Source organism: Sorangium sp. So ce394 (assembly GCF_051474665.1).
In the GTDB taxonomy this organism is placed as follows: domain Bacteria; phylum Myxococcota_A; class Polyangia; order Polyangiales; family Polyangiaceae; genus Sorangium; species Sorangium cellulosum_D.
This window is the reverse complement of sequence record NZ_CP150339.1, coordinates 11801757-11825119: the sequence shown is the minus strand read 5'-3', so window position 1 is coordinate 11825119 and position 23363 is coordinate 11801757. Positions and strand designations below refer to the sequence as shown.

The 23363-nt window shown below is 74.6% G+C and carries 17 protein-coding genes and 1 tRNA gene; 4 read left to right on the top strand and 14 right to left on the bottom strand.

What is annotated here, in order from left to right:
* Positions 1-52: 52 nt before the first annotated feature.
* The gene (locus WMF33_RS43660) at positions 53-3910 is read right to left on the bottom strand and encodes a VIT domain-containing protein (protein ID WP_437334134.1); all 3858 of its coding nucleotides are present in this window, start codon (positions 3908-3910) and stop codon (positions 53-55) included.
* Positions 3911-3914: 4 nt separating this feature from the next.
* Positions 3915-4493 carry an RNA polymerase sigma factor gene (locus WMF33_RS43655; RefSeq protein ID WP_437334133.1) on the bottom strand — a complete coding sequence of 193 codons (579 nt, stop codon included), beginning with the start codon at positions 4491-4493 and terminating at the stop codon, positions 3915-3917.
* A gap of 262 nt (positions 4494-4755) precedes the next feature.
* Between WMF33_RS43655 and WMF33_RS43650 the strand changes: the two genes are divergently transcribed.
* Positions 4756-5985 (top strand): S1C family serine protease, encoded by a 1230-nt coding sequence (locus WMF33_RS43650; protein ID WP_437334132.1) that lies wholly within the window; start codon positions 4756-4758, stop codon positions 5983-5985.
* Between the two features lie 172 nt (positions 5986-6157).
* Entirely contained in the window at positions 6158-6931 is a 774-nt protein-coding gene (locus tag WMF33_RS43645) for a Stp1/IreP family PP2C-type Ser/Thr phosphatase (RefSeq protein WP_061626148.1), read from the top strand.
* A gap of 151 nt (positions 6932-7082) precedes the next feature.
* Here the strand turns inward: WMF33_RS43645 and WMF33_RS43640 are convergent, their stop codons facing one another.
* The 9 genes from WMF33_RS43640 to WMF33_RS43600 form a co-directional block, all read right to left on the bottom strand.
* Complete coding sequence (locus tag WMF33_RS43640; RefSeq protein WP_437334131.1) at positions 7083-7547, bottom strand: hypothetical protein; 465 nt, start codon at positions 7545-7547, stop codon at positions 7083-7085.
* Positions 7544-8362 carry a sigma-70 family RNA polymerase sigma factor gene (locus WMF33_RS43635; RefSeq protein ID WP_437334130.1) on the bottom strand — a complete coding sequence of 273 codons (819 nt, stop codon included), beginning with the start codon at positions 8360-8362 and terminating at the stop codon, positions 7544-7546. The genes WMF33_RS43640 and WMF33_RS43635 overlap by 4 nt, the downstream gene beginning before the upstream one ends.
* A 226-nt stretch (positions 8363-8588) precedes the next feature.
* Positions 8589-8662, bottom strand: a tRNA-Gln gene (locus tag WMF33_RS43630).
* 40 nt (positions 8663-8702) lie between these two features.
* Complete coding sequence (locus tag WMF33_RS43625) at positions 8703-10019, bottom strand: hypothetical protein (protein WP_437334129.1); 1317 nt, start codon at positions 10017-10019, stop codon at positions 8703-8705.
* Positions 10020-10282: 263 nt separating this feature from the next.
* Entirely contained in the window at positions 10283-11572 is a 1290-nt protein-coding gene (locus WMF33_RS43620; protein ID WP_437334128.1) for a hypothetical protein, read from the bottom strand.
* Complete coding sequence (locus tag WMF33_RS43615) at positions 11569-11874, bottom strand: hypothetical protein (protein WP_061629550.1); 306 nt, start codon at positions 11872-11874, stop codon at positions 11569-11571. The genes WMF33_RS43620 and WMF33_RS43615 overlap by 4 nt, the downstream gene beginning before the upstream one ends.
* Positions 11875-12965: 1091 nt before the next feature.
* A complete protein-coding gene (locus tag WMF33_RS43610) occupies positions 12966-14495 on the bottom strand; it encodes an RsmB/NOP family class I SAM-dependent RNA methyltransferase (RefSeq protein WP_437334127.1) in 1530 nt (509 codons plus the stop codon).
* Positions 14488-16158, bottom strand: coding sequence for an RIP metalloprotease RseP (rseP, locus tag WMF33_RS43605; protein WP_437334126.1), 1671 nt, complete (start codon positions 16156-16158; stop codon positions 14488-14490). Before rseP ends, WMF33_RS43610 begins: the two co-directional genes overlap by 8 nt.
* Before the next feature lie 55 nt (positions 16159-16213).
* A complete protein-coding gene (locus tag WMF33_RS43600; RefSeq protein WP_061621817.1) occupies positions 16214-17278 on the bottom strand; it encodes a hypothetical protein in 1065 nt (354 codons plus the stop codon).
* Between the two features lie 293 nt (positions 17279-17571).
* Here WMF33_RS43600 and WMF33_RS43595 point away from each other — a divergent pair, with 293 nt between their 5' ends.
* Positions 17572-17904, top strand: coding sequence for a polyhydroxyalkanoic acid system family protein (locus WMF33_RS43595; protein ID WP_020740911.1), 333 nt, complete (start codon positions 17572-17574; stop codon positions 17902-17904).
* 163 nt (positions 17905-18067) lie between these two features.
* On the opposite strand, the gene WMF33_RS43590 is transcribed toward WMF33_RS43595, so the two are convergent.
* The 3 genes from WMF33_RS43590 to WMF33_RS43580 are packed head-to-tail and all read right to left on the bottom strand — an operon-like array spanning position 18068 to position 21092.
* Positions 18068-19051: a sigma-70 family RNA polymerase sigma factor gene (locus WMF33_RS43590; RefSeq protein WP_437334125.1), complete on the bottom strand. Its 984-nt coding sequence runs from the start codon at positions 19049-19051 to the stop codon at positions 18068-18070.
* A gap of 20 nt (positions 19052-19071) precedes the next feature.
* Positions 19072-20367, bottom strand: a complete 1296-nt coding sequence (locus WMF33_RS43585) for a phytoene desaturase family protein (RefSeq protein WP_437334124.1) — start codon at positions 20365-20367, stop codon at positions 19072-19074.
* Positions 20368-20414: 47 nt separating this feature from the next.
* Positions 20415-21092 carry a Dps family protein gene (locus WMF33_RS43580; protein ID WP_437334123.1) on the bottom strand — a complete coding sequence of 226 codons (678 nt, stop codon included), beginning with the start codon at positions 21090-21092 and terminating at the stop codon, positions 20415-20417.
* 156 nt (positions 21093-21248) lie between these two features.
* On the opposite strand from WMF33_RS43580, the gene metG reads away from it, so the two are divergent.
* On the top strand, positions 21249-23324 hold the full coding sequence (metG, locus tag WMF33_RS43575; protein ID WP_437334122.1) for a methionine--tRNA ligase: 2076 nt from the start codon (positions 21249-21251) through the stop codon (positions 23322-23324).
* Positions 23325-23363: the final 39 nt, after the last annotated feature.

Here is a 23363-nt window from a genome sequence, read left to right as displayed (position 1 = left end):
CGGGCGACGAGCGCGTCGGGGTCGAGCGCGTCGCGGCCGCTCCAGCGCGCGGTCAGCTCCTGGGCCTCGCCGAGGCGGCCGTCGTGGCGTAGAGGGCGTAGAGGCCCACGGTCCGGTCGCGGCTGTCCGGGGCCGCGGCGAGCGCCGCCTCGGCCTCCGCGGTCCTCGCCGCGCTCTCGGGCGCGAGCGTGTTCGTCGCGTCGAAGCTCACCTTGCGGTCGAACACCCGGCGCATCGGGATCATCCGCCGCGGCCGGGGCCACGGCTCGTCGGCGGCGCCGTCGGGCCAGCGCCTCTGGGCGCGGTCGTCGCTCTTGGGCTCCGGCCGCGGCGCCGCGGGCGCGGCGGTCGTCGGCGCCGGCGCCGGCCTATCGGCGTCGCGCGGGGCCGAGGGGGGGTCGAACAAGTCGGCGGGCATCTCGGGCGCGGGCCTGGCGGCCGGCGCCGGCGGGGGGAGGGGAGCCGACGCCGATTTGCGGCGCGGCGCTGCCTCCGCGGCCGCCCAACCGCGGCCGCCGCCGCCCAGGCCGCTGCCCGACACGCCGAGGCCGTTCGCGGGCCCCATCCCCTTCGCTTCCTCCTTCGCGGCGCCCTCGTCCGCCGCGTCGTCGGGCTGCTCCCCCTCGGCGCTCGCGGTCACGCCCTGGGCCTGCTCCTCGCCCGTGAAGGCGGAGGCGATGCCGTCCCGCTCCAGGCCGAACGCCTTGAACATCGCCTCGCTCTCCAGCACGAGCAGCGACGTGAACCGGCTCGCCACGGAGAAGCGCCGCGACAGCTCGATGATCGCGGGCTTCTGCGCCTCGCCGCCGGTCTCCTCGAGCTCCGCGATCTTCGCCGCGGCGTAGAGGCGCGGGACGAAGGCGTTGCCCGCGCCCGAGCCGGCGACGATGCTCACGGGGTAGGTCTGCTCGAAGCGCTCGCCCGAGACGCGGCCCCGGAGGCGGATCGCGCCGGTGACGTCGGCGCCGGAGCTCATCCGCGCCACGACGATCGCCTCGCCGCCGGCGCGGATCGGGTCGAGCCGCGCCGGCGTGACCTGCGTGAGGCCGGGCGGCAGCTCGAGCTCGGGATCGCGCAGCGCGAGGCCGTAGGCCGCGCCGAGGACCGACTGCGCCGCGCTCGCGACCTTCTGGCCGGGCACGTAGGGGACCATCACCCCGCCGCCGCCCCGCGCGAGCGCCCGGAGCGACGTCGTGTCCGCGTCGCTCCCGAGCGCGACCGCGATCACGGAGGCGCCGTCCGCGGGGACGGCGCCGCGCACCGCGGCCTCGATGTGGGAGGGGCGGGTCGGGCCGACCGAGGGCGTGCCGTCGCCGAGGTAGATGATCCGGAGCTCCTTGCCGTCGAGCGGGCCGGCGGCGGCGCGCGCCGCGATCATCGCCGCGGCGAGGTCGCTGCCGCCGTCGGGCTCGATGCCGCCGAGGAAGCGCTCGACCTCGCCGGCCGACGCGGCGCCGGGCGCCATGGGCCGCGCGGCGCCGCCCTGGGCGCCCTCGCCGAGGGAGCGGCAGAGGGTGTCGCACGCGAGCACGACGACCTCGTCGCGCCGGTCCATCTCGCGGACGATCGACGAGGCGAGCCGCGTCGCGCGGGCGAAGCGCTCGCCGACCATGGACCGGCTCGCGTCGACGACGATCGCGTGGCGCCGCGAGGTCGACTCCTCCCAGCGGGGGAGCCGGGGCCTTATCGCGATCGCGACGTAGGGCGACGCGTCGCTCGCGATGGCCCGCGCCGCGGCGAGCGACGCCTCGTGCTCGGCGCCGTCGCGCTTCAACGCGCCCGCGCCCGCGCCGCCGCTCCTCGGCGCGCTCGCGGCGCGGGGCACGGCCGGCCCCGCGGGCGGCTGCGGGGACGCGGCGGGGGGCGTCCGGTAGGCCCACGCGGTGACCGGCCGATCGCGATCGGGGAGCGCGTACTCGACCGTGAGGTCGCCGGCCGGCGTGAACCCCTGGGCGCGCAGCGTGCGCCGATCGGCCGCGCCCTCCGCGGGCGCGGCGGCGAGCTCGTAGCCGCGCGCCTCGACGCCGAACGCCCGGTCGTGGCCGAGCACCTGGAGGTCGAGCGAGAAGTCGCCGATGCTCGTCGTGCCGCTCTGGTCGTGCGCGAGCGGGTAGGTGAAGCGGCGGACGCCGCCCGACTGCTCGACGAGCTGCGTGTAGGTGAGCACGACGCGGCGCGAGCCGCGCTTCGGGATGGGGAAGATGCGGAGCTCGAACCGGCCGCCGCGCTGCCACTCGAGCAGCGCGGGGTCGCGCCACGGGCCGGGGACCCAGATGATCTCCTCGCGCGGCTTGGGCGCCTTGGGGGCGGCGTTCTGGAGGACGCCGCGCCAGATCGCGGCCCCGCGGTCGCGGTCGACGAACGCGCCCTCGATCAGCTTGCCGTCCACCTCGAGCGCGAGCCGCTCGATCTGGGCGCCCGGCGGGAGCGGGAAGCGGAAGATGCCCTCGAGCTCCTCGTCGGTGTCGTTGGCGAAGGTTTCGTCGATCTCCGTCCGGGCGACGACGTCGACGATCCGCACCTTGACCGCGTGCTTCGCGAGCCGCACGGCCCGCTCTTTCTCCTGGGTCGCGCCCGGCTTGCGCGCCCTGAGCTCGCCGAGGCCGCGGAGGGCCGGGGCGTCGGCCTCCTCGGCGGAGCGGTCGCTCCACGCGAGCGTGTCGGCGAGCGAGGTCGCGCTCGCGACGTCCGGCGCGGCGCCCTGCGCGAGCGTCGCCTCCTCGCCGGCGCGCACCTCGACGGGCTCGCCCCGCTCGCCGGTGACGCGCACGGCGCCGCGCGCGACCTCGACCGAGGCGCGCCCCGGGCTCGCGGTGACGGCGAGCTTCGTGCCGAGCACCTCGATCTCGCCGTGCGGCACCTTGATGCGCGCGGGCGGCGCGCCGGGGATCGGGGCGACGTCGAGGACGACGGCGCCCGCATCGACGCGCGCCGCGCGGGCGTCGCCGGCGATCCACACGCGAGAGCCGCGGTCGATGGCGAGCGCGGAGCCGTCCGCGAGCGCGAGGTGGGCGCGCGTCCGCGTGTCGGTGCGCAGGGTCGCGCCCTCGGGGAGCGCCGCGCCCGCTTCGAGCGGCGCGCAGGCGCCCGCGGCGTCGCACGCCTCGAGGCCCCCCGATCGGTCGGCCGACGCGCGCGAGACCGAGGCGACCTTGCCGGACCAGGGCGCGCCGGCCGTCACGGAGGCGGCCGGCTGCACCGTATCGCCGCGCCGCAGGGCGATCCCGGCCGTCACCGCCGCCGCGGCGGCCAGGGCGGCGGCGGCCATCACCGAGCGCCGCCCGAAGCCGGCGCCTCGCGCGAGGCGCGGCGCCGGCGCGGCCCGCTCCGGGCTGGAGGAGCGCGCCTCGCCGGCGTGCGCGCCGGCGGCCGCGCTGCCGGTGCGCGCGTCGGTCGCGGCGCCGCCGGCCATGTCGCCGGTGCGCGCGCCGGTCGTGTCGCCGGTGCGCGCGTCGGTCATGTCGCCGGTGCGCGCACCTGCCAGCTCCTCGCCCGCGCGCTCCTCGCTCGCGCGCTCCTCGCTCGCGCGCTCCTCGCTCGCGCGCTCCTCGCTCGCGCGCTCCTCGCTCGCGCGCTCCTCGCTCGCGCGCTCCTCGCTCGCGCGCTCCTCGCTCGTGCGCGCCTCGGGCACCGCCTTGAGCACCGCGCCGCTCGTCGCGCCCTCCGAGGGGCGGGCCGCCTCGAGCCGCCGGAGCAGCGCCTCGGCGAAGTCGCCCGCCGGCCGGAAGTCCGCGCCCGCCGCCGCCGCGACCTCCGCGGCCCGCGCCGCGTCGTGGCGGAGGTCGCGGCACGCGTCGCAGCCGGCGATGTGCTCGTACAGCGCCGGCCGCGCCGTCCCGTCGAGCACCTCCGCGAGCTGCTCCTCGACCTCGCCGCACAGCCCCGCCGAACCCGTTTCCGTCGCGCTCATCGCCCTACTCCTCGCCCAGATCGGCCCTGAGCCGCGCCAGCGCGCGGCTGACGCGCTTGCGCGCCGCCGCCTCGTCGATCCCGCACGCGATGGCCACCTCCTTGAAGGAGAGCCCCGCCTCGAAGCGCAGCACCACCGCCTCGCGCTCGCTCGGCTTGAGCCGCGCGAGCGCGGCGCGGGCGCGCTCGGCCCGCTCGCGCTCCAGCGCGAGATCGCTCGTGTCCGGCCGCGGCCGGGTGTCGTGCACGAGCCGCAGCCGCGCCTCCCGCCGCGCCCGGAGCTCCGTGTGCCGCCCGCAGATGCGCCGCGCGATCCCGAAGAGCCAGGCCCGCACGCTCCCCTCGGCGCGGTACTGCGGGAACGCGTCGAACGCCGCGAGCAGCGTCTCCTGCACCAGCTCCTCGCTCTCGGCCTGCGATCCGGTGAACGCCATGCACAGCCGCCCGAGCGGCATGGCGTAGGCCCTCGCACACCGCGACAGCGCTTCCCGGAAGTCGCCTGCCCCGATCAGCCCCTCGATCGCGCGAGCTTCGTCCGCCCGCGCGTCGCCCTCCGAGCCCACGAGCGCTAACCCAGCTGCCATCGCTGCCTCATCGCCGGCCATGTGCCCCCGTCCCCCGCGTTCGTGACCGGTTTTTTTTCGCCCCCCGCCCCGGCGGGCTCCGGTGCCCGATCCCACCGTACAGGGCGGTCCGGCCTTTGCCTTTTGCAATACGATCCCAGCCGCAGCAGAATCGGCAGTCGCCTCAGGAGCCGCGCTTATGAATGAGACACGCCCGTCTGTTTCCGCGAAGGCCACGTCGCCCGGGGGGGCCGGGCCGAGCGCTCCCGTTGACACCTCGCCTGTGAAGCGATGGCGACGGTCGCTGGCCCTCGCCCTCGCCGCGTCGCTCGCCGGCGCCCTCGCCGCGCCCGCGGCGCTCGCGCAGGGCGCGCCGGACGAGGAGCAAGCTCAGGGGGACGTCGAGGGAGAGGCCCCGCCGCCGGCCCAGAAGGCGCGCAAGCGGGGGGTGCTCCCGGCCCGGGCCGACGTGGACGTGAAGGAGAGGAAGGCGGCCCCCGCCGACCCGAAGCGGGGCCCGGCCGAGAAGGACAAGGACCGGGACAAGGCGGAGCCCCCGGTCGAGGAGCGCGCCGCGCGCGGCGTGGCGATCGTCGAGCGGGGCGGGCAGGTCCTCGGCCTCGGCGCGGTGCTCGCCGGCGACGGGCGCATCCTGACGGCGCTCTCGCCGCTCGGCGCGGGCAACGACCTCACGGCGCGCCTCGCCGACGGGACCACCGTGCGGGTGAAGCTCGGCCACCACGACCGCGTGTGGGATCTCGCGCTGCTCGTGCCGCAGACCGGCAGGTGGACCGAGGGGCTCACCGCCTCGTCGCGCGATCCGGTCCGGCAGGACGCGCAGATCCGCGCGTTCTCGGCGGCGCGCGGCAAGGTCGCGGCCGTCCCGATCGTGCTGCGATCGCACCGGACGCTCCTCGGCGGCGACGACCGGCAGCTCGACGACGCGATCGAGCTCGGGTCGCGCGTCTCGCCGCTCGACCTGGGCGCGCCCCTCATCGACGAGGACGGCCGCGTCGTCGCGATCCTCGGCCGCGGCTGCGCCCCGAACGAGGGCAAGCCGTGCACGCCGGTCGCGTTCGGGGCGCCGATCAGCGCGATCCGCGGGTTCCTCCGCGCCGTGCCCCCGACGGCGGTGCAGCCCGCGGGGTGGCTCGGGATCCAGGGCGTCAGCGAGGCCGCGCCGGTCGCCAAGGGGGTCCGGGTCACGGAGGTCCACCCCGGGAGCCCCGCGGACGAGGCCCGCCTGAAGGGCGGCGATCGCGCGGCGAGCGACATGATCCTCGCCGTCGACGGCGTGCCCGTCACGAGCCCCGAGGCGCTCGCCGACGCGATCCGCACGCACGCGGTGGGCGAGAAGGTCCCCCTGACCCTGCTGAGCGGCGGGAAGTACCGGCAGGTCACGGTCGTGCTCCGCGCCGCCCCGGATCCGAAGGCGGCCGCGGCGAAGCGGCCCGAGGCCGAGCTCCCGCCGCCGAGCTCGAGCGGCAAAGCCACCGAAGAGTACCGCAAGTAAGCGAAAAATGATGGGGGTCCGCGCCGGGATTCTATAAGCTCGGCGCTCGGGCGCGATCCGGTTGACACTGCGTCAATCAAACCTCCAGGATCGGGCCTGAGCGGCTCGATCGGGGCGCTCGCGGTTCTCATTCGGCCCCGCGCCTCGCGCGGGGCCTTCGATCGGGTGATCCGTGTCCCAAACGTTTCGAATCGAAGTGGCCGGCGAGACGAACGTCGGGCGCAAGCGCAACCACAACGAGGACAACTTCGGCATCATGGTGGAGTACGGCCTCTTCATGGTCGCCGATGGGATGGGGGGGCATGCGTCGGGCGAGGTCGCGTCGAAGATGGCTGTCGACGCGATGCAGGACTTCTTCGCCCAGACGCAGGACGACCCGGAGCGGACCTGGCCCTACAAGATGGACCGGTCCAAGGGGTATGAAGAGAACCGCCTGATCACGGGCATCAAGCTTGCCAACCTGCGTATCTACGAGACGGCGCAGCGCGAGGCGAAGAAGCGGGGAATGGGGACGACGTTCGTCGGCATCTTCACGGCGAACGACGGCGTCTACGTCGCCCACGTCGGCGACAGCCGGGTCTACCGCTTCCGCGAGGGCAGGCTCGAGATGCTCACCGAGGACCACTCGCTCCTCAACGACTACATCAAGATGAAGCGCCTCACGCCGGAGGAGATCGCGAACTTCCCGCACAAGAACGTGATCGTGCGCGCGCTCGGGATGAAGGACACGGTCAAGGTCGACACCCGGTTCGAGGTGCCGCAGCTGAACGACCTCTACGTCCTCTGCTCCGACGGCCTCTCCGGCCCGGTGAGCGACTCCGAGATGGCGCAGATCCTGTCGGACCACCAGGACATCCAGGTCGCGACCTCGAAGCTGATCGAGCGCGCGAACGAGAACGGCGGCCCCGACAACGTCACGTGCGTCCTCGTCCGCTGGACCCAGTGAGCGGCGGTCACCCGCTTCGGATACGGGCCCACCTCGACGTTTTCGGTGCTCGGCGTGCTGGAGCACGCCTGCGCGCCGAAAACGCCGATCTGGGCCCGTCTCCTGTGCGGGTGACCGCCGCTCGGCGACCGTCGCTCCGCGGGAGCGCGGCTCAGGGGAGGACGCCGCCGCTCCAGGGGACGAGGATCAGGAACACGAAGGCGATGAGGGCGAGCATGAACAGGCTCGTCATCAGGTAGGTCGAGCGCGGCGAGCGCGCGGTGCTCCAGCCGTCCCCGTAGAACTTGCCGCGGGAGCGCACGCGGATCCGACGCTGCACACCGCTGAGCAGGCTCGGCGGCGCCGCCGGGGGCGCGCGCATGGCGCCGCGGACCAGCTCGCGCAGATCGACCTCGTCGACGAGCGGCAGATCGCCGTCGTCGGGCAGATCGCCGTCGTCGGGCAGATCGCCGTCGTCGGGCAGGTCGCGCGGCGACGCGACCGCGTCGCGCGGCGGTGCAGCGCCGCCGCGCGACCGGTCCGCGGGGGGCGTCGTGGGACGGCTGCCGCTCTCCACGCCCGGAGCGGCCGGCTCCTCGGCCTGCCCCGCGCCCCTGGGGTCGTCCGCTCCGCTCATTTCCCGCCTCTCACCTTCTCGCCCATCACCTTCTCGACGAGCGCGCGGAGCTGCCCGCGCGCGCGATGGATCCGGCTCTTCACGGTCCCGTCCGGTAAACCCGTCACCGAGGCGATCTCTTCGTAGGACATGTCCTCGACGTCGCGAAGGATGAGCGCCTCCCGAAACTCGGGATCGAGCTGGCCGATGGCGTGCTTCACGACCGCCTCGAGCTGCATCCCCTCGACGAGCTCGTCGGGGCGGCTCACGTCGCCGACGCTCACGCCCTTGGCGGCGGACAGCGGCACCCGGTCGACCATGGCATCGACGTCGTCCTGGGCGCCGGCGTGCCGCCGCGAGAGGTACTTCGTCCGGTTCTTACAGAGGTTCACCGCGATGCGGTAAATCCAGGTCGAGAGCTTCGATTCGCCGCGGAACTGATCGATCGCCTTGAAGACCTGCACGAAGACCTCCTGGGACAGGTCCTCGGCCTCGTCGCGCCGGCCAAGCATCCGGTAGACCAGCGCGAACACGCGGCGCTCGTACATGATCACGAGCTCGTTGAACGCGCTCTCGTCGCGCGCGACGAGCCGCGCGATGAACTGGGCCTCGCTCACCTCGATCTGCGCCGCGGGCTCCACGCCCGCATGGATCGCGGCGCCGCGCGCGCGATCGGCGTCGGCGCGGATCGTGGCGCCGCGCATGCGATCCGCATCTGCATGGGTCGGGGAACCGCGCCCGCGATCGGCGTCGGCGCGGCTCGCAGCGCCGCGCCCGCGGTCCGCATCTGCATGGGTCGGGGATCCGCGTCCGCGGTCCCCTTCATCGCTCGCCACGCCGTCCGGTCCTCCAGGATCCAGGATCTCGCCCCCGCCCCGCGGCAGGCGCAGAGCCTTCGGTGAGACCACGGTAAACAACCCCGGCTCGACCGCGCCAGACAATAGCGAGCAGGCAGCGGCGCCGGACGCGCCCGCGACGCCGTGCGGCCGCGCCCGAGGCGCTCCCGTCAGCCCGATGGAGATCGCCCGCCACGATCCCCCTCAGAGGGCGCGGGCGCTCGATTGGTTCCGGCGCGTGGATTCGAACCACGATTAGGGGATTCAAAGTCCCCCGTCCTGCCCTTGAACGACGCCGGAGTGCCGCGGGACCGGTGCCGGCCGCCGCGCGGCGCGCACCTTAGCGCGAGTCGCGCAAGATGGCACCCGTCCCGACCGACGGGCCGGCTCCGCGGCCCGGATGGCCGATGCCGCGCGCGCCGTCCGGCTCGTACCGACCTCGCCGCAGGCGGACCTGCCCGCGCTCACGCCGACCCAGGGGCGCCGGCTTCGCGCCCGCCGCCGGAGCCTTCCCCGCCCGCTGCGGCGGCAGCTCGGGCGCATCGGCGCCCTCGGCCGGAGCCGCGCCGGCGCCCTCGGCCGGAGCCGCGCCGGCGCCCTCGGCCGGAGCCGCGCCGGCGCCCTTGGCGAGCGCCGGGGCCGGCGCGAGCGCCGGGGCCGGCGTGGGGGCCGCGGCGGGGAGGGCCGCGGCGCCGGCGCTCGCCAAGGGCGCCGGCGCGGGCGCGACGACCTGGGCGGCGGCCGCCGCGACGCCATGGGCGACCCCGAGGCGCGCCGCCGGGGCGGCCGCGGCCGTCGAGGGCGCTGCCGCAGGGGCGAGCGCGCTCAGCACCGACAGGCCCAGCGCGAGCACGATCGCCGCGCTGCCCGCCGCGAGCGAGACCGCGCTGCGCGAGGCGCGGGCGCGCCGCGCGAGCCGCGCGAGCCGCGACCAGGTGCCCGACGGGCGCCCGCGCGGCGCCTGGTCCGCGTCGCGCGCGCCGCGCGCCGGCCCGCGTCCCGGCTTCGCGGCGCCGGCCCGCGCGGTCCCGGCGCTCGGCAGCGTGTCGGGCGGCGACGACGGGACCGCCGGGAAGCACGACGGGATCTCGAGGGAGATCGGCGGCGAGGTCGTCTCGTGCCGCGCCGCCGCCTCGGCCGGCGGCAACGGGGCGAGGAGGAACGAGTCCGCGCGCTCGTCGCGGGGGCCGCCCCGGTGCGGGCGCGGCGCGACGGGCCGGAGGTGGTCGGGGGTCAGCGCGAAGCTGAGCGGGCCGGTGGACTCGGGCCCCTCGCCCGCGGCGGAGAGGGCGGGCGCCTCGTCGCGCGGGGGCGGCTGGGAGACGGTCCAGCCGAGCGCCTTCACGTCGCCGGCGGGCGTCCAGCACTCGAGGCCCTCGCGCCACACGCGCGTGCTGTGCGGAAGCTCCCCCAGCTCCAGCGCGCGCCACAGCGCGACCGTGCTCATCGCCTCCAGCCAGTCGCCGTGGTCGACGCACCAGGGCCTCGATTCCGCCGGTTCGTCCGCGCGTTCCTCCGCGCTGCTCGCGTGCGAGCTGAACGGCATCGTGGGGGCGCTGCAGAGGCTCAGATGCCCCTGCCTACGCCCCTCCACGCCGCTCGGCGCCGGCACCCCGTCGCAAAGCCCCTCCACCTTGTACGCCGCGCTCGGGCCCATCGCTGTCTCCCTAGCGAGCTGCGGCGATCCACCCGATGCTTCCGGGTCCACCTCCGCTGCTCTCGTGCGTCGGTAGCGGATGCTGGCGAGGTGGGCCAAGAAAGTGCCGGGTCGGGCCGGGCCCCCGGGACCGCCGCGCCGTGCGGGAGCGCGCGTGGCACGCGCTGCGCGTGAGGGCGCGCGCGGCACGCGCTGCGCGTGAGGGCGCGCGCGGCACGCGCTGCGCGTGAGGGCGCGCGTGCTGCTCGGCCCGGCGGCTGCGGTCAGAGATCCGTGTAGTTGTCGGAGAACATCGCGCGCTGGCCGAGGAAGCTGATCTCGAGCATGCCGCCGACGTCCGTCTCGCCGGTCGAATGCCGGTCGATGCTGAGCGCCGGCATCAGCCGGATGAGCCCGCGGTACTTCGTCCCTTCCGGCGCGCGCGCCAGCGTCACGTAGACCGGAGCGCGCAGGCTGATGCGGACGTCGTCCGGCGCCTCGTCGTTGAGCGCGACCGCGACGCGCGCGCCGAACGCCGCGCGGAACGTGGCGTTCGCGACCTTGTCGACGATCCCGGCGTGCGCCGTGAGGGTGAGCTCCTGGCTCTTCCTCGGCGCGCCGAGCACCTCGCGCTTGCAGCGCGCGGCCGGGGCGAAGGTGGTCGACTTGGTGATCGGATCGACGCCGGCGACGACGTCGCCCGCGGGCTCGCACCACTCGATCGTGTCGCTCGACGCCGTCCAGCGCGAGTCGAACGCGACCTGCCCCTCGATGGTCGGCGCGAGCTTCTTGCCGCCTTGGCCGATATAGACGGCCGCGGCGCCGGCGCTCCAGGGCACGGCGATGAGCTCGCGCGGCGCGTAGGTCGGCGGCAGGCTCGTGTCGCGCCGCCCGGGGCCGGGGCCGAGATAGTTGAACCGGGTGCGCCCGACCGCGCCGCCGACGTAGAGGATCAGCGGCGGATACGCCGAGCTGCCCTCGCCCTCGAAGTCGAGGCGCGCGAACGAGGCCGACAGGCGCAGGCTCCCGATGGGCGCCTGGGCCGTCTCGTCGGCGCTCGAGAGGCCGATCAGCGTGGCGAGGCCGTTCGCGGTCGCCACCTCGGCCTCGAGCACGGTGCTCACGTCCCACGCCGTCGGATCGGTCACCTCGCCGAAGCCGGCCAGCACCCCGAAGCCGACGCGCGCGAGCGCCGCGCCCCCCGAGGTGCCCGTGACCTCGGCCGGCACGAGGTAGACGAGCTCGCGCCCCGTGCCGGCCGGCGCGATGGGTGCGCCGGCGGCGGGCGAGGCGGGCGCGATCGGCGCGATGGGTGCGCCGGCGGCGGGCGAGGCGGGCGCGACCGGCGCGATGGGGGCGCCCGGCAGCGCGGGCGCCGCGGCTGCGCCGGCGTCCGGCGGCGGTGCGGCAGGCGCGCTCGGGGCGGCGGGCGGGGCGGGCGCCGGGGGGGCGGGCGCGGCGGGCGGCGCGGGCTCCGACGGCGGCGCCGCGCCCTGGGCGCGCGCGGGCGCCGCCAGCGAGAGCGAGAGCGACAGCAGCGCAGCGGTGTGCAGGAGCAGCAGGGATGTTCTCATGGCGCCACCGTGAACTTGAAGGTGAGGTTCTCGGCGCCGTTCGAGGTGTCGTACTCGGCGCGGGTGCTCTGGTTCGTCTTGGGGTCGAAGGCGAAGATCTGGAACTTGCCGCTGCCGTTCCGGACCCTGAAGCGGAATACGTAGCTGCCGGGCTCCAGGTCGAACTCGGGGAAGACCGTGTTGCGGATCGAGAATGGCCTCACCCCGGCCGGATCCCCGGCTGGGGCGGGGTCCTCGAACAGGTAGCCGACGGCGCTGAGGTGGTACTCGTCGCTGTGGAGCTTGAGCTTGATCCTCTTCATGGCGAGAGCGATCCTCTCACACGCGCGCGGCACGGTACAGCGGCTGGCGGCCGCGCGACACCTCGCGAAGATCACGGGATCGAGGGGTGCTCCTGCGAGGGCCCGACGGTCTGGCCACCGTCGCGCGGCGTCGCCAGCTACGTCATCCTGCCGGCGTCTCCCGAGGCGGGCACGTGCCCGGCCGGCCCCGCCGAGCGGAATCGGCTGCGAGGCGGCTCGGCAGCCCGGCCGTCCGTGACCGCGCTTCCGGCGGGCTTGGTCGCTGGCGCCGTTGGCTCCGAGATCGTCGCTGGTTCCGTGATGGGAAAGATTTGAACCACAGAGGCGCAGAGGGCACAGAGGGAGAGAGAAGAGATGAATCTTCTCTCTTTTCTTCTCTCCTCTGTGCCCTCTGCGCCTCCGTGGTTCCCCATCTCATCATTCAGGGATGAGTCTTGACGACGCGGTATCAGCAGCGGCCGCAGGTGTCGTTGCAGAACCCTTGCATTCAGGGTTCGTTGCACTCGCCCCAACCTGCCTCGCCAAGGAGCGCGCGGCAGACCACGGCACCGCCGGGGCCGGTTGCCGGCGTGAGTGGAGAATTATTTCGATAGGTTACATGGTGACTGGATACGTTTTCAGGAGGTTTTCTCGGTCGCTGTACTTCATCGGTTCATCTGGGTGGACCTTGATCCACCACCCCGCGCCCCGGGGGCCGGGGACGGTCTCGCCCGCTGGCCGCGCGCACGAGCGGCCCCCCGAATTCCCGGCGAGCCTCTTACCCCCCGGCCCGGCGGCCGCCAGGCTCGCCCCATGAGCCGCCGCTTCAATACGGCCGGTCCCTGTCGACCCGACCTGCACTACATGGTCCCTGCGGCTCTCGGCCTGGTCGCGCCGGACAGGCCGCTCCGGATCGCCAACACCGCCGGCCCGGGGCCGACCCCGAGTCGGGCACCCGCTTCGAGGAGGCGCTCACCCCGTCGGGGCGCCGGGTCACGGTCCTCCGCGCCTGATCGAAAGGCCCGACCGAAGGCGCTCCCCGCCGCGTCGACGGGCCGTAAGGCGATGGGCGCGAGCGCGCCGTCACGAGGGCGATGGGCGCGAGCGCGCCGTCACCGCCGCCGCACGACGAACATCGCCGCGAAGTACCCGTCCGTGCCGTGCACGTGCGGCAAGAGCCGGAACGCGTCCCCGCCCCCCGCGAGCTCCCGCGCGAGCTCCGCGTCGAACGGCGCCGGCTCGAGCCGGACGCCGAGGTCGTCGTCCGCCGGCCCCGCGAGCCGCGCCGCCACGGCCTCGCACTCCTCGCGCAGCACGCTGCACACCGCGAACACGAGCCGCCCGCCGTCGCGGGCGCGCGTCGCCGCGCGGCGCGCGATCGCGACCTGCAGATCGGCGAGGCGCGGGAGGTCGTCCGCCGCGCGCCGGAGCGCGATCTCCGGGCGCCGCCGCAGCGTGCCCACCCCGGAGCAGGGCGCGTCCACGAGCACCCGGTCGTAGCCCTCGGGGACGTCGCCCGCGCCCACCGTCCAGTCCACGGCGTACGTCTCGCGGACGAACGCCGCGGCCCGCTCCAGCCCGCCGCGCGCGCCTGCGCCCCCGCCCTCCGCGCCTGCGCCCCCGCCCTCCGCGCCTGCGGCCTCGCCGCCCCCGCCCTCGGCGCCTGCGCCCTCCGAGCTCGCCGGGGGCGCGCTCAGCGCCGCGCGCAGCTGCGAGAGCTTCGCGGGATACAGGTCCGCCGCGTCCACCGCGCCCCCCGGGAGCACCGCGCGCGACAGGAGCCACGACTTGTTGCCCCGGCCGGCGCACGCGTCGAGCACGCGCTCGCCAGGCCGCGCGCCGAGCGCGAACGCGAGCGCCTGCGCCCCCTCCTCCTGGCCGATCCACGCCGCGCCGAAGCCGGGGAGCCGCCGCAGATCGCCCGCCCCGCGCGCGACGATCGCGGCCGGCGAGACGCGCCCCGCCTCGAACGTCGCGGCGGGCGCGGCGCCCCGCAGCGCCGCGAGCCACGCGTCGCGGTCCTCGCCGGGCGAAAGGCAAAGGCCGGTCGGCGGCGGCACCGGGCCGGCCGACAGGAACGCCTCGGCCGCGGCGCGGCCGAGCGAGCGGCGCAGCGCCCCCCGCAGCCACCCCGGCGCCGAGGCGACCACCGCGTCGGCGAGCGGCGGGCGACCGCCGGCCTCCACGGCCGCCGCGACCTTGCGCAGCACGGCGTTCGCGAACGCGCCCACGCGCGGCCCGCCGGCCGCCTGGGCGCCGTCCACCGCCTCGGAGACGGCCGCGAACGAGGGGACGCGATCGAGGAAGCACAGCGAGTACGCGCCCATCAGCACGTGCGCGCGCACCAGCGGGTCCGCCGTCCAGCGGCCCTTCGCGGCGAGCTCGGCGATCCGCGCCTCGAGCGCCGCCTGCGCGCGCAGGACGCCGTAGACGAGCTCGGTCGCGAGGCCCACGTCCCGCGGGTCGAGCGCCGGGGCGCGGCGCAGCTCGCCGTCGAGGGCCGCCGACGCGAACGCGTCCGAGCCCCACACCCGCGCGAGCACGCGCGCGGCCACCGCGCGCGCGGCGCTCTCCCCGGAGCGCGCCGCGGCGCCGCCGCCGTCGCGCCCGCCGCGCCCGTCGCGTTGCGCCCGGTCAGCCAACGAGCTCCTTGAACTGCCCCTGGATCACGTCCCAGCGGCGCTCGACGTCGTTCTTGAACGCGATGCCCATCAGGCCGATGAGCACCATGAGCCCGACCAGGCTCGCGATCTCGCGGACGCGCAGCGGCAGCGGGCGCCGCAGCACGGCCTCGAACGTGAAGAACAGGAGATGACCGCCGTCGAGCACGGGGATGGGCAGGAGGTTGATGAGCCCAAGGTTGATCGAGATCACCGCCATCGCCCAGACGAAATAGCTGACCCCCTTCGCGCCCTCCTCGCCGATCACGTCGTACACCGTGATGGGGCCGCCCAGCGTGGAGATGCTGACCTTGCCCTCCATGATGCGGACGATCCCGACCACGATGAACCGGATGACGTCGTACGTCTCGTCGATGGCGCTCTCCAGGGCGAACTGGAACGCGGACGGGCTCTCGACGTAGGGCTCGGCCACCATCGGCGACCAGTTCGACGCGCGCAGGTAAAAGCGCGGGCGGTGCTGGCCGTACTCGTCGACCCAGTCCTCGCGCCGGAGCTCGATCGTGCCGCTCTTGCGCTGGCCCGAGCGCTGCCAGGTGATCACGTGCGGCCGGTCGGGCGCCGCGAACAGCCGCTCGACGAACGTCGACCAGGCGGTGACCTCGACCCCGTCGACCTCGGTGATGCGATCGCCCGGCCGGAGCTCGGCGTCCCACTCGGCCGAGCCCACGGGCACCTCGGCGACGTAGAGATCGGCCGGCTCGATGCCGGTCCGCGCGAGCAGATCGCCGTGGCCGCTCTCCGGGGTCAGCGCGGCGACGCCGGACTCGTAGACGGCGAGCTCGGCCAGCCCGCCGAGCGCGTGCGGCACCGGCATCGGGCGCAGGTACGTGACCGGCACCGTGGCGCCGCGGCTCTCCTCGAGCGCGAGCTCCAGGTCGGCGAACGTCTTCACCGGCGTGCCGCGCACCTCGGTCACGACGTCGAAGGTGCGGAGCCCGGCGCGGAACGCCGGCGAGTCGGGCCGCGAGACGCCGACCACGGCGGCAGGGCGGCTCGGCTTGATGCCGATCTCGCCCACCCGATCGACGATCTCGAGCGGCTTCTGGACGACCTTCTCCTCCGGGACGACCGTGACCTCGACGTGATCCTTGTTGCGGAACACCTTGAGCCGGAGCTCCTGGTTCGGGCTCTTGGCGACGATGCGGTGGAGCTCGGCGAAGGTGCTGACGCGCTCGCCGTCCACCTCGAGGATCCGATCGCCGGGGAACAGCCGGCCCTCGGCCGGGTGCCCCGGCAGGACCACGCCGACCGTCGGCGGGACGAAGCGGCTCTCCCCGATGAAGACGGCGAAATACAGGAGCACCGGGAAGAGCACGTTCATCGCCGGGCCGGACATGACGATGATCACGCGCTTCCAGAGCGCCTGGGACTCGAAGGTGCGCTTGCGATCCTCGGGGAGCACCGCCTCCTGCCGGTTCTCCTCGAGCATCTTCACGAAGCCGCCGAGGGGCAGGAGCGCGATGCAGTACTCCGTCTCCCGGCCCCGCAAGCGCAGCACCCGGGGGCCGAAGCCGATCGAGAAGGTGAGGACCTTCACGCCGAAGATCTTCGCGCACACGAAGTGGCCGAGCTCGTGCACGAAGATGAGCACGGAGCAGAGCAGCGCGAAATACAGGAGGTCCACGGCGGCGGCTCTCTTTACGCGAGGCCGGGCGCGGTGACCACTGGGGAGCGACGGCTCAGCGGGGCGGCGGCCTCGGCAGGTCGCCGTCAGCGCCGCTCGCGCCGTTCGCGCGGGCGCGCGCCCCGCGCACCCTGCGCCGGGCGCGGCGGAGCGCGAGCTCGGCGGCCTCCTCCTCGGTCCGGAAGCGGTCCTCGAGCGCCGCGAGCAGCTCGTCCGACCAGGGCTTGCCCTCGGTCGCCTCGATCGCCTCGAGGAGCAGTCGCGCCCGCGCGCGCCGCTCGATCTCGGCGCGGTAGCGCTTGCGCTGCACGAGCAGCATCGTCACCCAGACCGCGAGCGCGACCGCGGCAGCGCCGAGCAGCCACGTGATCGTGCTGACGAGCTGCGCGCCCTGATCGGCGAGGTGGCCGATGCGCGAGAGCATCGAGTCGTCCCGCCGCTCGCCCCGCTGCTGCGCCTCGATGAGCGCGTCGTTCGCGCCGGCGACCATCTCGCGGGCGACGACGCGCGCCGTGTTGCCCAGCGCGCGCTGGAATTCCTCGCTGCCGAGCAGCGACGTCACCCCGGGGCCGAGGTTCTCGGCGATGACCGCCTGGAGCGCCGGGCCGAGCTGCTCGCGCATCGCCGCCGCCACGGACGGGCCGAGATCGGCCTCGTCGAGGCTCTCCTTGAGCTGCTGGACGCTCGCCTCCACCAGCGATCCGGCCGCGCGCTGGAGCTCGCGCCGGCCGTCCTCGCCGAGCGCCCCGTCGAGCGCCCCGCGCATCGCGCTCCGCACGACCCCGCGCGCGTACTGCGCGGTGAGCGCGTCGATGCGCGCGGCCCGGTCCTCCTCGCCCAGCGAGGCGAGCGTGCCGTCGAGCAGCCCGGCGACGAGCTGCCGCTGCGCCGCCCTGATCTCCGGGCTCGCCATCATCCGCGCGACGCGCCGCTGGGTCTCCGCCTCCTCCAGCTTGCGGAGCCCCTCGTCGATCGCCGCCGGCGTCTGGACCCGGGCCACCTCCGCGTCCACCGAGGTGATCCGCGTGGGGAGGGCGCACCCGCCGGCGCCGAGCGCCAGACAGAGCGCGGTGAGGAGCCCTCCCAGGAGACCGCCGGATCGAGCGCCTCGCGCACGCATGAGAGGGCGCTTTGCATCGCCGGTGCCCGCCCCCGGTCCGTCGCGCCGCATGCGCCCGAGCCCAGCGCGCACGCGCGAGAGCTCACAAAAACCTGCAATTCCGCCTCGTGGCGAAATGCCACAGAGCACAGAAGTGAGTCAGTCGCGCGCCGGAGGCCCGCGAGACCCGCGCATCCGTGATATCTCACCGATGGAAATCGGCCGGGCGCCGCGCCCGCGAGCGGACGCCCCCGGCGGACGGTAACCGGGCCGGTTCTCGCGATGTGCCCCCCAACGAACTGCGAGGTCCCATCATGAAGCACACGATTGAGCACGACCTGAACGACAGCGAGGCGAAGGTGGCCACCGAACGAGCGATCGCGCAGTACCGAGAGCGGTACGCGGAGTACGAGCCGTTCCTCGTGTGGCGCGACGAGAAGCGCGCCGAGCTCGGCTTCTCGGTGAAGGGGGTCAAGCTGAAAGGCAGCATGGAGCTGCGCCCCGGCGCCGTGGACGTCGATCTCGACGTGCCGTTCCTCCTGCGCCCGTTCAAGGGAGTGGCGATCGCCGCCATCGATAAAGAGGTTCGCCACTTCATCCAAGAGGCGCACAAGGAACGGGCGCAGGGCGGGGGCAAGACCGCCTGAGCGAGCGGCCTGTTCCGCCGTGGACATGAGCGTCCGCCGGCGCTATGTTGGTGCGACAGAATTCACTTCGCCGGCCGAAGCACGCCTCGCAACATGACTCACTCCAGTGCTCGGCCGGCAGAGGCTGTCTCCTCGCCGCGCGCCCTTCGTCCCGCCGCGGCGCTCACGGCGCGATGGCCCTGACGGCCGTCAGCTTCTGCGAGGCGAGCACGAGGTGGATGGCCGCGATGCGGCCGCGCGCGTCGACGTCGCAGCGGATGACGTACCGAGGCGCCACCTTGTCGACGGGGGCCCCGCGCTCGACGACGAGGCCGACGAGGCCGTTGAGCAGGCGGCTCTCGTAGCGGAGGTCTCCGCCGCCCTCGTGCCGCAGCAGGCCGATGAAGAGCCGCGCGACCCGGCTCGGGCCGACGACGATCCGGCGCGCGGCCCTGTACTCGCCGTTCGCGTCGCTGACGACGCGGACCCCCTCGCTGAGGAGGGCCTCGATCGCGGCGACGTCCTGTGTGGCCAGGGTCTCCAGGAAGCGCGCGAGCGCCGCGCCCGACCGCTCGACCAGCTCGGGCGAGGGGCGGCAGCGCTCGCGCTCGTACGGCTCGAGGGCGCGGCGGGCGCGGTGGTGCGTCGTCTTCACGCTCGCCTCCGACAGGCCGAGCGCGTCGGCGGTCTCCAGCACCGAGTAGTCGAAGACGTCGCGGAGCAGGAGCACGGCGCGCTGCTGCGGGGTGAGCGCCTCGAGCGCGATGAGGAACGCGAAGGACGCGCTCTCGAGCAGGTCGTAGCGGCCCTCGGTGCCGTCCTTGCCCGGGATCTCGAACGACGGCGGCTCGGGCTCCGTCTCGATGGGCGAGGGGAGCCACGGGCCGTCGTAGGCGCGGCGCTTGCGGCGCCGCAGGGCGTCCCGACCCAGGTTGAGCGCGACGCGCGCGAGCCACGGCCGGACGGGCTCGTCCGTCCGCGCGGGCGGGCGCTCCAGCGCGCGGACGAACGTCTCCTGCACGATGTCGTCCGCGTCGGCGGCGCTGCCGGTGAGCCGGTAGCAGAGCGCCCAGAGGAAGCGCTCGTGCTCGCGGTAGCTCGCGGCGACGAAGCTCGGCGGCGGGGCGAGCGCCGCGCGGGCAGCGGAGGAGGCCGTGGAGCTGCTCATGGATCGCCCGGGTAACCCCGTCACGCCGCGCGGTCGAGCGTCCGTCGCGCGCGCGCGAGGAGGGCCGCGGCGGCGTCCCGCGCGCTGCCGAGGCTCGCGTCGGCGAGCATGCCCGTCGGCCCGACCCAGTCGCCCGCGACGTAGAGCCCGTCGACCCCGGGGACGCGGACGCCCGGGCGCCCCGCGTAGCCGCCCCCCTCCGCGGCGACCACGGCGTTGGAGACGACGAGCGAGGGCAGGAAGCGCCGCTCGACGAGCGCGTCGCGGTAGCCCGGCTGCGCGCGCTCGAGGAGGTCCTCGAGCTCGCGCTCGGGGTCGCGGCCGGCGAGCTCGGGGCCGTACTGGACGGCGTGGAACAGGGCGCCGCCCTGGGGGGCGAGGCGCGCGACCTCGGAGTGGAGCGACAGGTAGAGGGGGCGGTCGACGCCGAGCACGACGCGGCAGCGCGGGCGGGGCAGCCGGGACAGCGCGACGTCGAGGCACGCGGCGCGGACCGGGACGGCGCGCTCGGCGTACGCGGCGAGCGCCGGGACGTCGGGCGCGAGCGCGGCGGCGGCGCGCGGGCTCGCGGCGACCAGCGCGGCGCCCGTGCGGAGGCGGTCGCCGTTCGCGAGCTCCACGAAGGAGACGGCGCCGCCCTCGGCGGCGACGCGCGTCGCCCGCGCGCCCGTGAGGATCTCCACGCCGGCCGCCGCCGCGGCGGCGCGCAGGCCGTCGACGAGCGTCTGCCAGCCGCCGTCGAGGTAGAGCACGCCCTGGCTCAGGGCGAGCTGCACCTGGGCGAGCGCGGCGCCGGCGCTCTGGCGATCGGCGTCGGCGCAGTAGGTCGTCAGCCGGACGAGCATGCCGACGAAGCGGCGCACCTCGGGCGTCCGGAAGGCGTCGCGGAGCCAGGTCGAGACCGGGACCGCGTCGAGCGAGGCGGGGCGCATCGCGGCGAGGCCGCCGAGGACGCGGCCCACCTCGAGCTTCGCGGCGAGGCCGAAGAGCCCCGTCGTGAGGAGCGACAGGGCGCCGGACGGCAGGGTGTGGAGGGCGCCGCGGTCGAGCGCGAGCGCGCCCGATCCGGGCGGCGGCGCGCCGGTGTACCGGACCCCGAGCTCGCGGAGCACCTCCTGCGCCGGCCCGCCGCGGTAGAGCGCGTGGGCGCCGAGGTTCAGCGAGAAGCCGTGGCTCTCCTGCGTGACGGCGCGGCCGCCCGGCGCGTGCGCCTTCTCGATCACGGCGACCGACCGGCCCGCCCGCCCCAGGTACGCCGCGGCGGCGAGGCCCGCGAGCCCGCCGCCGACCACCACCGCATCTTTTGTGCGTTCCATCACAGTTCCCCTTTCCTGGCGGTACCACGATCGGGGGTCCGGAAAGGTTACGCGCGGCCGGTCGATTTTCGGGGGCGGGCCCGGACGGGGGAGGGGAGGCGGGCCGCGGTTCCGGTGGCGCGGACGAGGGGCGTGTCGACGAGGTGCTCGGAGAGGAACCACACGTGCATCTCGTTCGTGCGCAGGACGTCGCTCATGAGCAGGTCGGCGGTGCCGTCGTCGCGGCTGTCGGTCGTGAGCTTCACCGCCGCGCGCGTCTCCGCGAGGATCGCCTCGTGCGCGTCGAGGAGGCGCGACAGCTGGGCCGGGACCTGCTCACGACCGCGGGGCGGCCGCTCGATCTTCGTCATCTCCGCGACGTCGTGCGCCATGGCGACGGCGACGCCGCCGAGGGTCTGCACGCGCTCGCCGAGCAGGTCGATGAGCGCGGTCTGCTCCTTGAAATGCTTATCGAAGAGCAGGTGCAGCTGATAGAAGGTCGGCCCGGACACCTGCCAGTGGTGCTTCTTGTAGAGATCGCGGAGGACGAGGGTGTCGGCCAGGATCTGATTGAGCGCCTTGACGCTCGCCGCGCGGGCCTTTTCGTCGAGCGCGAGCGGATACTCCACGATCGTCCCGAAAGGCTGGATCTCTCGGCTCCGCTGGCGCAGCAGCGGCTGGGCCTCGAGGGCCCGCGTTTCTCCGTGCTTGCCACGTTGTTGTCGCTGCTTTCGGCTCGATCCCATGGTCCCCTCCGCGTCGCTCGGTACATCGGGTATCTAGAGCGGCGGCCTGGTCCGTCCAAGGGCGGAGCGGCGGGCTGCTGGCCGCGCAGCAGCCCGCGCGCCGGGGCGCATCGGCGCTCGCCTCCGGCCGGGATCTCGTGCAAAGTCCGGCGCAGCATGAAGAGGCTCCTGCTCACCAGCGCGCTCCCCTACGCCAACGGGCACATCCATATCGGCCACCTCGTCGAGTACACGCAGACGGACATCTTCGCGCGCTACTGGCGCATGGCCGGGCGTCGGTGCATTTACCTGTGCGCCGACGACACCCACGGCACGGCCATCATGATCCGCGCGCGGCAGGAGGGGCGGAGCGAGGCCGACGTCATCGCCGACATGAGCGCGGCGCACCAGCGCGATTTCGCGGCGTTCCAGATCCGGTTCGACCATTACGGCAGCACGAACTCGCCCGCGAACCGGGCGCTGTGCGAGCAGATCTGGGCGTCCTTGCGCGAGCGCGGCATGGTGACGACGAAGGACGTCACGCAGCTCTTCGACCCGAAGGAGGGCATGTTCCTGGCGGATCGGTTCGTCAAGGGCACTTGCCCGAAGTGCGGGGCGGAGGACCAGTACGGCGACAGCTGCGACCGGTGCGGCTCGACCTACGCCGCCACGGATCTGGTCGAGCCGAGGAGCGCGCTCACGGGCGCGCGGCCCGAGGTGCGGAGCGCGCAGCACCTCATGGTGGCCATCGAGCCGGAGCGGCCGTTCCTCTCGACCTGGACGCAGGGCGAGGGGCGGATGCCGAAGGAGATCGCGAACTACCTGGCGGGCCACTTCCTGTCGGAGCCGCTCCGCGACTGGGACGTGTCGCGCCCGGCGCCGTACTTCGGGTTCGAGATCCCCGACGCGCCCGGGAACTACTGGTACGTCTGGTTCGACGCGCCGATCGGGTACATGGCCGCAAGCAAGGAGTGGTGCGACCGGGAGGGCGAGGCGTTCGACGACTGGTGGCGATCCGAGGAGACGGAGATCGTCCACGTCATCGGGAAGGACATCGTCTATTTCCACACGCTCTTCTGGCCGGCGATGCTGCGGGCCGCGCGCTTCTCGCTGCCTTCCCGCGTGCAGGTGCACGGGTTCCTCACGGTGAACGGGGAGAAGATGTCGAAGAGCAAAGGCACGTTCGTGCTGGCCTCGACGTACCTGAAGCACCTCGACCCGGCGTACCTCCGCTATTACTACGCGAGCAAGCTGAGCTCGAAGGTCGACGACATCGATTTGAACCTGGAAGAGCTCGTCAACAAGGTGAACGCCGAGCTCGTGAACAAGGTGGTGAACCTGGCGAGCCGGTCGTCGCGCTTCGTGGCCCAGACGGGCCTGTCGGCGGCCTATCCGGACGACGGGGGGCTGTTCGCGGCGGCCGCGACGGAGGCGGACGCGATCGGGGCGGCGTATGCGGCGTTCGATTACGCGCGTGCGACGAGGATCATCGTGTCGCTGGCGGATCGGGCGAACGAGTATGTCGATCGGATGCAGCCGTGGGCGCTCGCGAAGCAGCCGGAGAAGAAGGCCGAGGTGCAGGCCGTGTGCACCGTGGCGCTCAACCTGTTCCGGCAGATCGTGATCTACCTGGCGCCGGTGCTGCCGAAGCTCGCCGACGACGTGGCGCGGCTGCTCGGGTGCCCCATGGACCGGTGGGAGCTCGCGAAGACGCCGCTTGTGGGGACGCCGGTCGCCGCGTATGAGCACCTCATGAAGCGGGTCGATCCGGGTGCGGTGGAGAAGATGATCGCGGAGGGCCGTCCGGCGGAGGCGCCGGCGGCGGAGGCGCAGGCGGCGGGAGCGCCGGTAGCGGCCGCGAGCCAGGCGGCGGGCGGCGGCGCGGCCGTCGAGGACGACGGCGCGGCGCTCGCCAAGGAGCCGCTCGCGCCGGAGTGCACGATCGACGACTTCACCAAGGTCGACCTGCGCGTCGCGCGCATCGTCGCGGCGGAGCACGTGCCCGAGGCGAAGAAGCTGCTCAAGCTGACCGTCTCGCTCGGCGGGGACGCGCGGCGGACGGTGTTCGCCGGGATCAAGGCGTACTACAAGCCGGAAGACCTGGTCGGGAGGCTCGTCATCGTGTGCGCCAACCTGGCGCCGCGGAAGATGAAGTTCGGCCTCAGCGAGGGGATGGTGCTCGCGGCCGGGGACGAGACGGTGCACCTCCTGGCGCCCGACTCGGGGGCGAAGCCGGGGATGCGGGTGCACTGAGGCGAGCACCTCGCTTCCCCGCTGCCTCCAGCGTTATCG

Excerpts from the sequence above, each read along its gene's own strand:
- WMF33_RS43625 (WP_437334129.1), bottom strand. The coding sequence starts at position 10,019 with ATGGGCCCGAGCGCGGCGTACAAGGTGGAGGGGCTTTGCGACGGGGTG.
- WMF33_RS43655 (WP_437334133.1), bottom strand. The coding sequence starts at position 4,493 with ATGGCAGCTGGGTTAGCGCTCGTGGGCTCGGAGGGCGACGCGCGGGCG.
- WMF33_RS43600 (WP_061621817.1), bottom strand. The coding sequence starts at position 17,278 with ATGCGTGCGCGAGGCGCTCGATCCGGCGGTCTCCTGGGAGGGCTCCTC.
- WMF33_RS43615 (WP_061629550.1), bottom strand. The coding sequence starts at position 11,874 with ATGAAGAGGATCAAGCTCAAGCTCCACAGCGACGAGTACCACCTCAGC.
- WMF33_RS43640 (WP_437334131.1), bottom strand. The coding sequence starts at position 7,547 with ATGAGCGGAGCGGACGACCCCAGGGGCGCGGGGCAGGCCGAGGAGCCG.
- WMF33_RS43620 (WP_437334128.1), bottom strand. The coding sequence starts at position 11,572 with ATGAGAACATCCCTGCTGCTCCTGCACACCGCTGCGCTGCTGTCGCTC.
- WMF33_RS43590 (WP_437334125.1), bottom strand. The coding sequence starts at position 19,051 with ATGAGCAGCTCCACGGCCTCCTCCGCTGCCCGCGCGGCGCTCGCCCCG.
- metG (WP_437334122.1), top strand. The coding sequence starts at position 21,249 with ATGAAGAGGCTCCTGCTCACCAGCGCGCTCCCCTACGCCAACGGGCAC.
- WMF33_RS43660 (WP_437334134.1), bottom strand. The coding sequence starts at position 3,910 with ATGAGCGCGACGGAAACGGGTTCGGCGGGGCTGTGCGGCGAGGTCGAG.
- WMF33_RS43580 (WP_437334123.1), bottom strand. The coding sequence starts at position 21,092 with ATGGGATCGAGCCGAAAGCAGCGACAACAACGTGGCAAGCACGGAGAA.
- WMF33_RS43595 (WP_020740911.1), top strand. The coding sequence starts at position 17,572 with ATGAAGCACACGATTGAGCACGACCTGAACGACAGCGAGGCGAAGGTG.
- WMF33_RS43585 (WP_437334124.1), bottom strand. The coding sequence starts at position 20,367 with ATGGAACGCACAAAAGATGCGGTGGTGGTCGGCGGCGGGCTCGCGGGC.